Consider the following 13741-nt stretch of genomic DNA (forward strand, 5'->3'; position numbering starts at 1 on the left):
TGATTCCGTCTGTCCAGTATCCGGTTCTCAAGGTTCCCGCCTGCGGGCTCAACGCCCGCGGCTTTCCGCCTCCCGCCTTTCCGGCGTTCGGCGCGAAGAGGCACTTTACCGGAGCGCCTCGGCGCTGTCAAGGACTTTTTTCGAAGTCCCTTTCCAGCCCTCGGCCGGTCGGCCTAGCCTCCCGTTCCGGTGCGCCCTTGCCTCAGGGCGGGGATGTATATTACGCGGCTGGCGGCCTCTTGGCAATCCCTTGATTCGGATTTTGCCCTGGTCTTCACATCCTGAACACAATATGTGGCTTTTCCCTTTCATTCCTTGTGTCCATGCTTGTCTTCCACCCTACATATAGTGGTTGTTTTCGATTGCATCACACCCTGGCACAAGGCAACTTCCCTTAGAACCAAGCCCCTTACGGCTTAGCCACGTTCCTTCACTTCTTCATTCTTGGCTTATATAGTGCTTCTATTTCCGATTTTTCCTAATTACCTTTTTACCTTATTCGGCTTCTTTTGCACCTCGAGCATTCTTCTTCTTGAGTTTTCCTGTTGCTCATGCGGTCGATGATTCGCTTCACCCCCCCTATGAGGTCCATGGCATGCTGGAAACGGCTGTTCGCCGTTAACGCGCAAGGCCTTGCCGCCTTCCTGTCCGCTTCCGGCATCAATCGATTGCTTGATCCCGTCGTTTTTCAAACAGTGATATGCCGGCCCCCCTTTAGCCCGAAACTACTTTGGCCCCGACCCGTTCGTCGGCAACCCGGAAACGGCTGTTCGCCGTAATCGGATGCGGACTTCCCTCTCTCCCATTCGCTTCCTTGTTTTACTATGGGGTTGAGGAATCTATATAAGGGGGTGATGGATTTGGACGCAGATCTGCGGATCGATCTTCCTGAGGATGCCCTTGCGCTTCTTTCTATATTGGATGCCGCGGGATTCGAGGCTTGGGCCGTTGGCGGCTTTGTGCGCGATGCGCTGTTGGGTCGAGCTTGCTCGGATATCGATATCGCCTGCAGCGCGATGTGGGCCGACACGAAACGCGTTTGCGAACAGGCGGGGCTGAGAACCCACGAAACCGGAGTCGCCCATGGAACCATCACCGTTATCTGCGGGGATTCGGCGTTCGAGGTGACGACCTTCCGCAGCGATGGACAGTATAAGGATGGAAGGCACCCCGATTCGGTGTCGTTCGTGTCCTCGATAGAGGAAGATCTTGCCCGCAGGGATTTCACCATCAATGCTATGGCTTGGCGACCCGACCGAGGTCTGGTCGACCCCTTCGGGGGAAAGGCCGATATCCAGCTCGGCGTCATCCGTGCAGTAGGCGATCCCCATCAAAGGTTCGCCGAAGATGCGCTGCGCATCCTGCGGGCTTGTCGTTTCAGCGCTGAGCTTGGATACGCCGTCGAACCTTGCACGTATCAGGGGATGCTGGAAAACAAGGGACTGTTGTCTAAGATATCCGCCGAACGCGTAACCCATGAATTGCAGAAGCTGGTGCTTGGCCCGCATGCCGGCGACGCTCTGCTTGCCTGCGTTGATGCGCTTTCGGCCGTTTTGCCCGAGCTTGTCGCCATGAAGGGCTTCGATCAGCAGACGCCCTATCACATATTCGACGTGCTTGAGCATACCGCTCGGGTCGTCGATGGCGTTCCACCCTACCCGCTGGTTCGCTGGGCCGCGTTGTTCCATGATATGGGCAAGCCCGCGTGCTTCTTCAAAGACGAAAACGGCACCGGGCATTTTTATGGCCACGCAGGAGTGAGCGTTCCCATAGCGCGCGGCATCATGCAGCGGCTGACGTTCTCCAACACCTTCATCGATAGGGTGCTTGCTTTGGTGAGACGTCATGACGACGTGGTGCCGGCTAACCCTAAAGCGGTGAAGCGCATGCTGGCACGGCTTGGCGGCGACACCGAGCTGTTCGCCGCGCTTTGCGATTTGAAGCGAGGGGACGCAAGGGGGCAATCGCCGAAGTTCAGCGGCCCGCGCATAGCGCTTGCCGACGACCTGCAACGCACTCTTGAGGAGATAATCGCCGCCGACGAGGCATTTACGGTCAAGTCCTTGGCTATCAACGGGCGTGACGTTATGCGGCTGGGAGTTGCCCAAGGGCCCGAGATTGGAGAAGCCCTTGCACAATTGCTTGATGCCGTTATTGACGGAGAAGTTGCAAATTTGGCACCTGACCTGGAGGAATACGCATTGCGCAACGTGATTGGGAAAAGTTTTTCAAAAAAGTTGCCAAAAAGTGTTGACGGAATAGGGGAAGGTGCGTAATATATCTTCTCGCGCTTGGCCCTCCGACATAAATCGAAGGAAATGGCGCAGAGGATTTGCCACTGGGGTGTCGTCTAATGGCAGGACAGCGGTTTCTGGTACCGTATGTGAGGGTTCGACTCCTTCCACCCCAGCCATTTTTGGTAAATTCGTTTAATGGCTCCGTCGTCTAGCGGTTTAGGACGTCGCCCTCTCAAGGCGAAGGTCGCCGGTTCGAATCCGGTCGGAGCTACCAAGCTTTACCCAGGCCACGTGTTTCGCGGCCTTTTTAATGGCTCCGTCGTCTAGCGGTTTAGGACGTCGCCCTCTCAAGGCGAAGGTCGCCGGTTCGAATCCGGTCGGAGCTACCACAGGTACAGCCGAGGCTTTTGCCTCGGCTTTTTTGTTATCAGCGATACCGCCCCCCCTTACTCGAGCTGCAAAATGCAGCACACAGCAAGCTTCGCAAACGAAGTATCGCTGACGCAAGAACTCCTATCCCGATATCAGCATTCCCGATATACGTGACCTCGGTCGTGCGCCGCAGTTTGGACGGCGGATGCTCTCTACTCCTAAGCAAAAGACCTGCTGCCGCCTATTCGATATGCAACAAGCAGCATGATAGAAAGACCGAAGGAACATATACGCGATTAACGTAGCGGACCTATGAGCATTCGGCGCACATCGGCGATTGCGAGAAATTACGGGTGATGTGACGATTGACGACGATTGGTGTATGGGCCAGGCGAATCACGCTGTACGCGTTCCCAACTCTTGCGAAGATGCACTGTGCGCCTTCCCGATGCTCGATAAGGCGATGCCTCTTCTGGATACCCGGGTGATCGCACTGGACATGATGGGCTGATTGGATATATCCTCGCTGGCATGTGACGAAACTGAAAGGCCGACAGGCGCGTCGCTGGGGACGATGTAGCAATCGAGCCTTCAACGTTTTGAGGAAAGGTTGACCATCATGCGAATCGACCGCATTCTTTGCAGCAAGCGCGTATTCACCGGTTTGACCGAAAGCGCCGAGGAACTTGCCATCGCCGTTTCCGGGGACAAGATCGCATTCGTCGGATCGAAAGAAGATGCGCTTGCGTTAGCCCGCGAAGCCGACGAAAACGCCGAACCTGAGGTGGTCGACTACGGCGACGCCTTCATCGCACCCGGCTTTCATGACTCGCACGTGCACTTCTTCCATTCTGCGGTGTACTCTTCCCCGCTGGCCACGAACTTCCTGGGTGAAAACGAGGCTGATTGCGTTGAGCGCATGAAGCGTTTCGCCGAAGGCCGTCCCGAGGGATGGCTGCTGGCCCAGGGCTGGCGCGAATATCGATGGGACCCGCCCGTGCTGCCGTCGAAGCACTCGCTTGACGAGGCGTTCCCCAACCGCCCCGTGGCGCTGTACTCCGGCGACGCGCATACGCTGTGGCTCAACAGCTGCGCGCTGGCCGAGCTGGGGATCGATCGCGACAGCGTGCCCCCCGCGGGAGGAAGCTACGACAGGGATGCCGATGGCGAGCTGACGGGCATCGTGCGCGAAGCGGCCGCCATGGAGCTGATGCCGCGCATCATGAACGCGTTTTCCGACGACGAGATAGCCGATGCCTATCGCGGGTTTTTGCGCACGTTGGCGCAAAACGGCATCACGAGCGTTTGCGACATGTCGCTTATGGCCAACCCCGGCCTGGACTTCATCCGAGACGACGTCCATGCACGCCTGCTTGACTCCGACGAGCTGACGTGCCGCGTGAATCTCTTCCCCACCCTGCTTGAGGATATGAGCAGGTTCGAGGCGATGTCTGCGCGTTATACAGGCCCGGTGCTGCGCTGCGCCGGTTTCAAGCAGTTCTTCGATGGCGTATCCAGCCAGCACACCGCATGGGTGACCGAGCCTTATAGCAACGCTCGATGCGAGGACGACTGCGGCAGGCCCACCATCGAGCCCGACAAGATGCGTGCGCTGGTGATGCAAGCAGCCGAGAAGGGCTACTCTGTGCGCATCCACACCATCGGCGATGCGGCGATCCACGAAGCGCTGAACATCTTCGAAGATGCCCGCGCGCAATTCGGCCCGCTTCCCGAAGGGCGTCACAACTGCCTTGAGCACCTGGAGAATTTCCTGCCCGGCGACGTGGAGCGCCTGGCCGAGCTTGACGTGATCGCTGCGGTGCAACCGCCGCATATGACGCTTGACCCGGGCGGTCCCGAGCGTGACTTGGGCGACGAGCGCGTGAAGCTGATGTGGCCGTTCAGGACCATGCTGGATGAAGGCGAGACGCTTGCGTTCGGCACGGATTCGCCGGTGGTGGACGTGAACTCCATGGGCGTGCTGTACAGCGCCGCCACGCGCCGCGACCCGCAAACGCGCGCGCCTGAAGGCGGCTGGCGCCCTGAGCAGCTTATCAGCCGCGCGGAGGCTATCCGCGCATACACCGCCGGCAGCGACGCCGCCGCCCAGCGCAATGGCGAAGCGGGCGTGCTGGCAACAGGCAAGCTGGCTGACATGGCGGTGCTGGACACCGACCTGCTTGCATGCGCCGACGACGAGATCCTGGATGCGCATGTTACCGCCACCTGGATGGGCGGACGCTGCGTGTTCGAGGCCTAGAAGGACCGAAAGCGCCCCAAGATGGCCAGCGAGCCCCTTTCCGTTTCCGCGTTTCCGCGAAATAGAAGGGGGCTCGGCAAGCCTCTTGGGGCGCTTTGCATTTGTAACGTTTCGACGCCAGCAAAACGGGGATAGACGGGCTGTGCTGCGCACGTCTATCCCCAACCACGCCGGACAGCCGCCGGACTGCATGGGCACGCAATCGATCGCCTTCGGCGTTGCCGTGAGCATAGGTGTGGCGCCGGAGACGCCGTTGCTTAGGCGTTGTACGGCAGGTGCGGCTTTCCGTGGCACCACATGTGATCGAGGGGACCGCTGCCCTGCCCAAGGTCAAGGCCGGTTGACAGAGCGCCTCGTACGAAGCCTTTCGCGCGGCGAACCGCCTGCTCGATGCCGTTCCCCTGCGCCAAACCGCTTGCGATAGCGCTGGAGAGCGTGCAGCCGGTTCCGTGGGTGTTGCCGGTGGCGATACGCTTCGCCCTCAGCCAAGCGTAACGGCCATCGGGCAGAACGAGCAGGTCGTCAGCAGTATCGGCGCGATGACCGCCCTTGACGAGCACGGCTCCGTTGGTTTTCCCGGAAAGCAGCTTCGCCGCCCGCATCATGCCCTCGTCGTCGGCGACGGGAAAACCGCACAGGACCTCGGCCTCGGGCATGTTCGGGGTGATAACGTCAGCCAGGGGCACCAGGTTCGAGACCAGCGCATCGACAGCCTGCTGCTCGATGAGACGAGAGCCGCTGGTGGCAACCATGACCGGGTCGAGCACCACGTTGCGCGCCTGATGGAAACGCAGACGCTCGGCGATGACGTTGATGATCTGGGCGGAGGAGACCATGCCGATCTTCACCGCTTCGGGGCGGATATCCTCGAACACCGCATCGATCTGCGCCCCGACCACTTCGGGCGAGATATCCTGCACCGCGCGCACGCCGCAGGTGTTTTGCGCCGTGATGGCGGTGATGACCGTTTCCGCGTACAGACCATACGATGCGATGGTCTTGATATCGGCCTGGATGCCCGCTCCGCCGCTTGAGTCGGAGCCTGCGATGCTGAGCACTGCTTTCATCGGAAACCTCCCTTTGACGCCAGCGCTATCGGCTTATTCGTTGTCGAGGTCGATGACGAGGCCGTCCATGATGGTGTTGACGGTGCGCACGGCGCACATCTTGCCGCACATGGTGCAGGTGCCCTCGTTGCTCGGCGGGGCGCTTTCGAAGACCTTGCGCGGGCGAACCGAATCGATGGCAAGGCCGAACTGCTCTTCCCAGTCCATACGGCGACGGGCGTCGCTCATACGGTTATCACGATCGCGGGCGCCCGGAATGCCCTTGGCGATATCGGCGGCATGCGCGGCGATCTTCGTGGCGACTAGGCCGTCGCGCACATCCTGCGCATCGGGCAGGCGCAGATGCTCGGCGGGAGTGACGTAGCACAGGAAGTCGGCGCCCGAGGAGGCCGCCACGGCGCCGCCGATGGCGGCGGTGATATGGTCGTAGCCCGGGGCGATATCGGTTACGAGCGGGCCGAGCACGTAGAACGGCGCGTTGTGGCACAGGCGCTTCTCCAGGCGCATGTTCGCCTCGATCTCATTGAGGGCCATATGACCGGGACCCTCCACCATGACCTGCACGCCGGCGTCCCAAGCGCGCTTGGTGAGCTTGCCGATCTCGATGAGCTCGGCGATCTGGCCGGCGTCGGTTGCGTCGTAGGTGCAACCAGGACGCATGGCATCGCCGATGGAGATGGTCACATCGTGTTCATGCAAGATCTCGAGAACCTCATCGTAATGCTCGTAGAACGGGTTCTCATTGCCGGTAGCCTCCATCCAGGCGAAGATGAGCGAGCCGCCGCGGCTGACGATGTTCATAAGTCGGCCGGTTTCCTTGAAGGATTCGATGGTGCGGCGGTTCATGCCGGCGTGGATGGTGACGAAGTCGACGCCATCCTCGGCATGGCGGCGGACCACATCGAGGAAGTCCTCCGCCTTGATAGCGATGAGGGCCTTCTCCAGATAGCCGATGGCGTCGTACATGGGCACGGTGCCGATCATGGCAGGCGACTTCTCGATGAGCTTGGTGCGGAACGCCTGGGTTTTGCCGCTGTTGGAAAGGTCCATGATGGCCTCGGCGCCAAGCTCGATGGCCGTATCGACCTTCTGCCACTCGACGGATTCGTCGGCAAGGTCGCCGGAGATGCCCAGGTTGACGTTTACCTTGGTGCGCAAGCCCTCGCCGACGCCTTCGGGCGACAGCGACGTGTGGTGGATGTTGGCCGGGATGGCGATGCGGCCGGCGGCGACGCCCTCGCGGATGAACTCCGCGCTGCGGCCTTCCTTCTCGGCGACCACGCGCATGGCGGGCGTGATCTGCCCCGCGCGGGCGAAGTCGATTTGCGTGATGAGGTTCGAGGATTCGTTACCCATAGATGCTCCCTTCGTTGGCATTACCCATGCAGGTTCGGCGGGTCGAGGCTTATGCGGGGCCTCCTCTCAGCCTGCCCGGCGCACGGCGCTAGCAAGCTCCCCCGATATACGGTTGATGTGGCCGCTATTATATCCCCGGCTACTCAGAAGTTTCCCAAGGCAAAGGATAAAAGACATAAAGCGTGCCCGACTCCACGGCGATGGTGGCCTCCTGGCCGATCAGCTCGTTGGAAAGGCCGAGGCTGGTTCGATTGGTGAGGGGCTCGTCGTCAAGCGAATACTCCAGCCCACGCTCGATGACGCCCTCGGCGCGATCGTTTGCCGCGAAGACCGAGACGGTGCCCTTCTCCACGTTATCGGGAAGGGTGAACACGTCGGGGCCGGTAAGGCAGCGGATGGCGAATCCCTCGGCGATGCCGGTAACGTAGAACCCACGCTCGGAGTACGCGGCGAACAGCTGCAGGTTCGCCAACGTATGATCGAGCCTGCCGCCGATGCCGCCGTATACATAGATGTCGGTATGGTGATAGTTCGCCGCTCTTTGGAGGGCAAGCTCCATATCCGATGCGTCCTTGTTCACAGGGTGACGGGAAACCCGCTTCGCACGAGGAACGTAGCCGAGGGAATCGAAATCGCCTATGGCCATATCAGGCGCAACGCCGAGCCGATCGAGCGGGGCGAAACCGCCGTCGACGGCGATGATGAAGTCGAAAAACCCCTCGTTATAGCGTGCCATGAAATCTTTTTCGTTGAAATATGTGGCGCCAACCAATGCGCAGGTTGTCATGATGCTCCTTGTTTCGGTTCCGATATGGTAGAATACCACACTGCGAGCGGGCCAGACGATCGCGCGCCGTCTTGAGCGGCGTGAGGAAAGTCCGGGCTCCAAAGGGCAAGATGCCAGCTAACGGCTGGGCGGGGCGACCCGACGGAAAGTGCCACAGAAAAGTAAACTCCCCCGCGCAAGCGGGAGAAAAGCTGAAACGGTGCGGTAAGAGCGCACCAGCGCGTTGGCAACAACGTGGCTTGGAAAACCCCATCTGGAGCAAGCGCAAATAGGAATGCCATACGGCCGCCCTTCCGTGCATTCGGGTTGCGTGCTTGAGACGCGCGGTGACGCGCGTTCGAGATAAATGGTCGTCCAACGACAGAACCCGGCTTATCGACTCGCTCGCGGTTTTCAAAAGGCTCCCATTCGGGAGCTTTTTCATTTCATAGGCATCGCGCTTATCGATGTCCGGCGACGAAGGATGCCTGAACGCGAGTTTTAGCCGAACCTTATTGGACCGGCGAACCTTCCAATTAGACGAAAGCGGGGATCAAGCTTGTGCTTGATCCCCGCTTTATGGTGCGTATTGCGCGAAAGCGCTGTACAAGGGCGAACGGCCGAAGCTGCCAGGTTAGGCGAAAGCGCTCGCCTAACCGTGAACCTGCAGGCGTTTGCCGCTGCAGATTAATCGAGATCGTCGATCTCGAAATCATCGGCGGCATCGCCGAAGCCGGAGAAGTCCTTCTCAACGCTGGATGCCACAGGAGCGACCGAACCGGTGACCGCGGGCGATGCAGCGGTTACGGCAGCAGCCGGAACGGCAGCCGGGATTGCGGGCGCGTCGTCATAGGCATCGGAGCCATCGACGGTGAGCGGGGCTTGCGGCGCGGTTGCAGCGGCCTCTTTCACGACCGGCTCGGAGTCGACATGTGTGGCATAGCGGCCATGCTGACCGGACGCGAGCGCGCCTGCGGCCTTCGGGGCCTTCTCGCCGATTTCGGCAAGCTTGCGAGTGGCGTCGGTGATGAAGTCATTGAGCAGGTCGCGATAATCCTCGCGCGCCTCCTCGCGATCATCCTCGAGCTTGTGAATGGCATCGATGACCTTCTGGCGATCGTTCTCGGCCTTGTCGAGGATACGGTCGGCCTCGTCCTCAGCATCCTTGATCGTGGCGGCAGCATCGGCCTTGGCGTTGGCCAGGATCTCGTCGGCGGAGCGCTGGGCGATGATGAGCGCCTGGGCGATGGCGTTGCCGTCGGCCTTCTTGGACTCGAGCTGCTTCTCGAGCTCGGCGATGCGGGCATCGCGCTCGGCGATGGCGGCATCCTTCTCGGCCAGGATGGCCGGGTCGACGGAGTCTGCGGGCTGGTCGTCCTGCTCGGCGGCATGCTCGGGCTCGGGCTCGTCGAACACCTCGTCGTCGAAGGTGGCCGGGCGGTCGAAGCCGGCGAACGTGTCCTCGCCGATCTGGCTTTGCAGCGAGGCGATCTGCTGATTCAGGCCGTCGATCTCATCGGCGACGTGCTCGAGGAAGACATCGACCTCGTCGACGTCGTAGCCCTTGCGATCGATGGAGAAGCTTTGGTTATGGATTTCAGCAGAGGTGATAGCCATCTTTGTATCCCTTCATCTGATGTGCGGGAATGCGCAGGTGCGCACCTAGAACAAGTTTACCAACAAACGTACACCGAATTGTAGTACAAGCAGCGCGACGATGGGCGTTACGTCCACCATACCTCCAATAGGGGGGATCAGGCGCTTGAACAGGTTCAAATACGGGTCGCATATGCGTGCGAGCACGTTGTTGATGTCTGCGAGGATGCCCCGATCGGTCGGGAACCATGACAGCATGACATATACGAAGATGATCATGCTGTACGCATCGGAAAGCGACACGATAAGGTACTTCAAACTGAGCATGCGGGGTGTTTCGCTCCTTGCTAACGCCCCGGACGCCAAGCCCGGGGTCGGTTTCGATATGTACGGTTACAGGATGCCCTGAGAACGCAGGCTTGCACGCTCGGCTTCGCTGAGAGCCGCCCCGCGCGCGATGACGAAGACCTTGTCGGCGACGCAGTCGACGCTTGCATCGAGGGCGCTCGAAACACCGAACGAGAAGTCGAGCACGCGCTTAGCCAGCGCATCGGGGGTTTCCTTGAGCGCGAGCACCACGGCGTCTCCGGCTTTGAGGGCTTTTGCGACCTTCTCGCACTCGCCGTAGCTGGTGGGCTTGACGATGGTGACCGAACGCGTGGGGCTGTGCGTGCCCGTTGCGGTGCCCTCGTAGGCCTTGTACGGATCGAACGAGGAGGCGGCGGAAGCAGCCTTAGCAGCCGCCGTGAACGCGCCTTCGATAGGCTTCGCGGCCGTCTGGGCGGTCGGGGCGGCGCTAGATTCGGCAGCCTCGGCGGCGGTGGTGCTGAACAGGGCGTTCAGGCTTTCCGAACGCTCCTGGTCGGCAGCTGCCGCAGCCCTTGCGTTGGGCGTGTTGGCCGGAGCGGTGAACGCCGGGTCCACCATGGTGCGGTTGCCGAATGATGCCGAGCTGACCTTACGCGGCGGCAGCGGGTCGCGGTTCAGGCTGTCGGGCACGGTGGTGTGCGCGCGCACGTCGTCGATGGAGACGAGCTTGGCCGGGCGATACCCGCCCGAGCCGACCGACGTACGGGCATGATTGCCGCGCGCGGGACGCGTGGTGACCGAATCGTACGGATCGTAGTTCGAGCTGGGGGCAGCATCGTCCTCTTCGTAGTCATCGTCGTAATCGTCGTAGTCGCCGGAATCGTAATCGTCGTAGTCCTTGCGGCCGCGATCGTAGTAATCGCCGCCATCGGAGAACCCGAGCTTTGACTTGATGCTGTCGAGCATGCCTTCGGGCTTGTTGAACTTGGGCATTGCCATACCGCTCTCCTGCTTCGTTTCTTAAGGACGGCGGTCGACGCCGCCGCTGCATGTTCGGTATTGCGGACGCGAGCCTTATGCCTGAACGGACTCGAAGGAGTCGCTGAACAGAGCTCGGCCTATCCGCACCATGGTAGCACCCGCGCAAACGGCCTCGCGCCAGTCCTCACTCATGCCCATGGAAAGTTCATTGAAGCGTGCGCCCTGCTCAGAGGGAAGCTGGCTGCGCAACGCGTCGCGCAAGGCGGCCAGACCCTCGAAGCACTCGCGCGCCACATCCAGGTTACCCTGCGGGGCCATGGTCATAAGGCCGCGAACGGCGATGTGGGGGAACGTCTCGGCAAGCTGCAGCGCATGAATCGCCTCATCCGGGGTGAAACCGCTTTTGCTCTCCTCCCCCGACACGTTGACCTCGAGCAGGATGTCCTGCACCTTGCCAAGACGCTCGGCCGCCTGGTCGAATTTGGCGAAATGCTCTTCTTTGCAAACCGAGTGCACAAGCGATGCGCAAGCGACGATCTCGGGGATCTTGCGCGACTGGACGTTTCCGATGAAATGCCAGGTTTGCTCCGGCAGCTGCGCCACCTTGGCGGCAAGCACGTCGGGGCGGTTCTCGCCGAAATCGTGGGCTCCCGCGGCGATAGCTGCGGAGATAGCGGGCGCATCGACCGTCTTGGACACGGCGATGACCTTCACTTCGCGCGGGTCACGTCCGCACGAAGCGCACACGCGGGCAAGCTCTTCGAGCGTTTCCTGATAATGCTGAGCGAATGACATGGCTATGCTTCCTTTCGAAACGCGATGGCGCCGTGGCGGCCGCAGGTGCCGCCGGATGCCCTGTACGAGAAATAGAGCTGCGGATTGCATTGCGTGCAGATGCCTGCATCGCAGATGCGCGCAGGGTCGACGCCTACGGCCGCAAGCTGGACACGCAACGCATCGAGCATGCTGACGTGACGCGATGGGCGAACGCAGCCCTGCCCGAACAGCTCGGCGAAGCGATGCTCGACCTCGCTTCCCACCTCGAAGCAGCAATCGTGGATGTGCGGGCCGATGTAGACGTTGTAGCCGGCAGCGATTTCGCGCTGCTCATCAGGCGTTTTCGCTCCATCTTCGAGTGTTAGGCGCTTGACGCACGAAGCCGCGATGCCGCCGACCACCCCGCGCCACCCCGCATGGGCCACGGCGAAGCGCCCCGTGGGCGACACCGCGATGACGGGCGTGCAATCGGCGAAACACAGCATGGCCGCCACGTTGGATGTGGTGACCACGAGCGCATCGGCAGCGGCTTGCGCACGTTGCTGGGCCGCCACGACGCTGGCGGCATCGGAGGCGTGAATGGAGACGATTTCGGTGCCGTGCACCTGGTTGGGCACGATGACCGGAACACCTTCGCCGTCGAGAGCCTGCATGGCATGGCGGCGGTTCTCCATGACATGATCGAGGTTGTCCTGCACGTGGGCACCGAGGTTCAGCGAGGCGAACGGCCCCTGGCTCGACCCCCCGTCGCGCCCGGTGAAGGCGATGCGGACACCGCAGGCCTGGAAGAGCGCATCGTCGGTGAGCATGGAAATGCGACGCGCGCCGCAAGGGCGCGCGTCGAGTTTCGGTGCAGGCAATGTTTCGCACACGGTATGCAAAGCTTTTACTCCTTAGCGCTGGCGCTTCAGAAAATCGGGGATGTAGTCCTCGTCGGCGAAGCGGCCGGGCGTGCTGGTGAGCGTGGAATACGTGGACGGCTGGGGCGCCGGTGCAGGCTCGGGAGCGGCCGTGGAGGCGAACAGGTCCTTGCGGTTGAAGTCCATGGCGGACTGCTGGGGCGCATTGACCTTGAAGCCGGTGGCGATGACGGTGATGCGCACGCTGTCGCCCATGCTCTCGTCGATGATCTGACCGTAGATGATGTTGGCGTTCTCATCGGCGCAGGCCTCGACGGTGCGGGCAGCCTCGTCGACCTCGGTAAGCGTGAGGTCGGGACCGCCGGAGATGGAGAACAGCACACGGGAGGCACCGGCGATGGATGCCTCGAGCAGCGCCGAATTGGTGGCCTGCTGCGCGGCGTCGAGGGCGCGGTTCTCGCCGGAGGACAGGCCGATGCCCATCATGGCGGTGCCGGCGTCCTTCATAACGGTGCGGATGTCGGCGAAGTCGAGGTTGATCAGGCCCGGGATGGTGATTAGATCGGTGACGCCCTGGATGCCCTGACGCAGCGTGTCGTCGGCGATGCGGAACGCATCGAGCATGCTGGTCTTCTTGTCGACGATCTCGAGCAGACGGTCGTTGGGGATGACGATGAGCGTGTCGACCTTCTGGGACAGCAGATCGATGCCCTGCTCCGCCTGGTTGCGGCGGGTGCGGCCCTCGAAGGAGAACGGTTTGGTGACGATGCCCACCGTCAGCGCGCCGATTTCCTCGCGGGCGATCTCGGCGATGATGGGTGCGGCGCCCGTGCCGGTGCCACCGCCCTCGCCGGCGGTGACGAAGACCATGTCGGCCTCGGCCAGCGCCTCGCGGATCTCCGCACGGGATTCCTCGGCGGCCTGGCAGCCGACCTCGGGGTTCGCGCCGGCGCCCAGGCCGCGCGTGAGCTCCTCGCCGATGTGGATGGTCTTATCGGCATCCGACATCAGAAGGGCCTGACGGTCGGTGTTGACGGCGATGAACTCCACGCCCTTGACGCCCGCCTCGACCATGCGGTTAACGGCATTGGTGCCGCCGCCGCCGACGCCGACGACCTTGATGACCGCCAGATGCTCGCCCGAATTGTTTGGCATTGTAT

The 13741-nt window shown here is 61.6% G+C and carries 11 protein-coding genes, 3 tRNA genes and 1 other RNA gene; 6 read left to right on the forward strand and 9 right to left on the reverse strand.

The window, feature by feature from the left end:
* Window positions 1-854: 854 nt before the first annotated feature.
* The 5 genes from DW178_RS05910 to DW178_RS05930 all read left to right on the forward strand — a co-directional run bounded on the left by DW178_RS05910 (window position 855) and on the right by DW178_RS05930 (window position 4869).
* Window positions 855-2276 carry a CCA tRNA nucleotidyltransferase gene (locus DW178_RS05910; RefSeq protein ID WP_118350143.1) on the forward strand — a complete coding sequence of 474 codons (1422 nt, stop codon included), beginning with the start codon at window positions 855-857 and terminating at the stop codon, window positions 2274-2276.
* A gap of 63 nt (window positions 2277-2339) precedes the next feature.
* A tRNA-Gln gene (locus DW178_RS05915) sits at window positions 2340-2413 on the forward strand.
* Window positions 2414-2434: 21 nt separating this feature from the next.
* A tRNA-Glu gene (locus DW178_RS05920) sits at window positions 2435-2511 on the forward strand.
* A 38-nt stretch (window positions 2512-2549) separates the two neighbouring features.
* Window positions 2550-2626, forward strand: a tRNA-Glu gene (locus DW178_RS05925).
* A 602-nt stretch (window positions 2627-3228) separates the two neighbouring features.
* On the forward strand, window positions 3229-4869 hold the full coding sequence (locus tag DW178_RS05930) for an amidohydrolase (RefSeq protein WP_118350180.1): 1641 nt from the start codon (window positions 3229-3231) through the stop codon (window positions 4867-4869).
* Window positions 4870-5126: 257 nt separating this feature from the next.
* Here the strand turns inward: DW178_RS05930 and thiD are convergent, their stop codons facing one another.
* The 3 genes from thiD to DW178_RS05945 form a co-directional block, all read right to left on the reverse strand.
* On the reverse strand, window positions 5127-5936 hold the full coding sequence (gene thiD, locus DW178_RS05935; protein ID WP_118350144.1) for a bifunctional hydroxymethylpyrimidine kinase/phosphomethylpyrimidine kinase: 810 nt from the start codon (window positions 5934-5936) through the stop codon (window positions 5127-5129).
* Window positions 5937-5969: 33 nt separating this feature from the next.
* Window positions 5970-7292, reverse strand: coding sequence for a phosphomethylpyrimidine synthase ThiC (thiC, locus tag DW178_RS05940; protein ID WP_118350145.1), 1323 nt, complete (start codon window positions 7290-7292; stop codon window positions 5970-5972).
* 139 nt (window positions 7293-7431) lie between these two features.
* Entirely contained in the window at window positions 7432-8028 is a 597-nt protein-coding gene (locus tag DW178_RS05945; protein WP_286168539.1) for a thiamine diphosphokinase, read from the reverse strand.
* A gap of 94 nt (window positions 8029-8122) precedes the next feature.
* Between DW178_RS05945 and rnpB the strand changes: the two genes are divergently transcribed.
* An RNA gene (gene rnpB / locus DW178_RS05950) (RNase P RNA component class A) lies at window positions 8123-8470 on the forward strand.
* Window positions 8471-8745: 275 nt separating this feature from the next.
* Here rnpB and DW178_RS05955 read toward each other — a convergent pair.
* The 6 genes from DW178_RS05955 to ftsZ form a co-directional block, all read right to left on the reverse strand.
* Window positions 8746-9675: a DivIVA domain-containing protein gene (locus DW178_RS05955; RefSeq protein ID WP_118350147.1), complete on the reverse strand. Its 930-nt coding sequence runs from the start codon at window positions 9673-9675 to the stop codon at window positions 8746-8748.
* 45 nt (window positions 9676-9720) lie between these two features.
* Complete coding sequence (locus DW178_RS05960; RefSeq protein WP_042433343.1) at window positions 9721-9981, reverse strand: YggT family protein; 261 nt, start codon at window positions 9979-9981, stop codon at window positions 9721-9723.
* Window positions 9982-10047: 66 nt separating this feature from the next.
* Window positions 10048-10962 (reverse strand): cell division protein SepF, encoded by a 915-nt coding sequence (gene sepF / locus DW178_RS05965; RefSeq protein ID WP_118350148.1) that lies wholly within the window; start codon window positions 10960-10962, stop codon window positions 10048-10050.
* A gap of 75 nt (window positions 10963-11037) precedes the next feature.
* Window positions 11038-11739: a YggS family pyridoxal phosphate-dependent enzyme gene (locus DW178_RS05970; protein ID WP_118350149.1), complete on the reverse strand. Its 702-nt coding sequence runs from the start codon at window positions 11737-11739 to the stop codon at window positions 11038-11040.
* A gap of 2 nt (window positions 11740-11741) precedes the next feature.
* Window positions 11742-12593, reverse strand: coding sequence for a purine nucleoside phosphorylase YfiH/LACC1 family protein (locus DW178_RS05975; protein ID WP_286168544.1), 852 nt, complete (start codon window positions 12591-12593; stop codon window positions 11742-11744).
* A gap of 21 nt (window positions 12594-12614) precedes the next feature.
* On the reverse strand, window positions 12615-13736 hold the full coding sequence (gene ftsZ, locus DW178_RS05980) for a cell division protein FtsZ (RefSeq protein WP_042433334.1): 1122 nt from the start codon (window positions 13734-13736) through the stop codon (window positions 12615-12617).
* Window positions 13737-13741 lie beyond the last annotated feature (5 nt).

The organism is Eggerthella sp. AM16-19 (assembly GCF_003474385.1).
Taxonomy (GTDB): Bacteria; Actinomycetota; Coriobacteriia; order Coriobacteriales; family Eggerthellaceae; genus Senegalimassilia.

Bases quoted from the DNA above. Each gene is read 5' to 3' on its own strand.
- DW178_RS05910 (WP_118350143.1), top strand. From the start codon at position 855: ATGGATTTGGACGCAGATCTGCGGATCGATCTTCCTGAGGATGCCCTT.
- DW178_RS05930 (WP_118350180.1), top strand. From the start codon at position 3,229: ATGCGAATCGACCGCATTCTTTGCAGCAAGCGCGTATTCACCGGTTTG.
- thiD (WP_118350144.1), bottom strand. From the start codon at position 5,936: ATGAAAGCAGTGCTCAGCATCGCAGGCTCCGACTCAAGCGGCGGAGCG.
- thiC (WP_118350145.1), bottom strand. From the start codon at position 7,292: ATGGGTAACGAATCCTCGAACCTCATCACGCAAATCGACTTCGCCCGC.
- DW178_RS05945 (WP_286168539.1), bottom strand. From the start codon at position 8,028: ATGGCACGCTATAACGAGGGGTTTTTCGACTTCATCATCGCCGTCGAC.
- DW178_RS05955 (WP_118350147.1), bottom strand. From the start codon at position 9,675: ATGGCTATCACCTCTGCTGAAATCCATAACCAAAGCTTCTCCATCGAT.
- DW178_RS05960 (WP_042433343.1), bottom strand. From the start codon at position 9,981: ATGCTCAGTTTGAAGTACCTTATCGTGTCGCTTTCCGATGCGTACAGC.
- sepF (WP_118350148.1), bottom strand. From the start codon at position 10,962: ATGGCAATGCCCAAGTTCAACAAGCCCGAAGGCATGCTCGACAGCATC.
- DW178_RS05970 (WP_118350149.1), bottom strand. From the start codon at position 11,739: ATGTCATTCGCTCAGCATTATCAGGAAACGCTCGAAGAGCTTGCCCGC.
- ftsZ (WP_042433334.1), bottom strand. From the start codon at position 13,736: ATGCCAAACAATTCGGGCGAGCATCTGGCGGTCATCAAGGTCGTCGGC.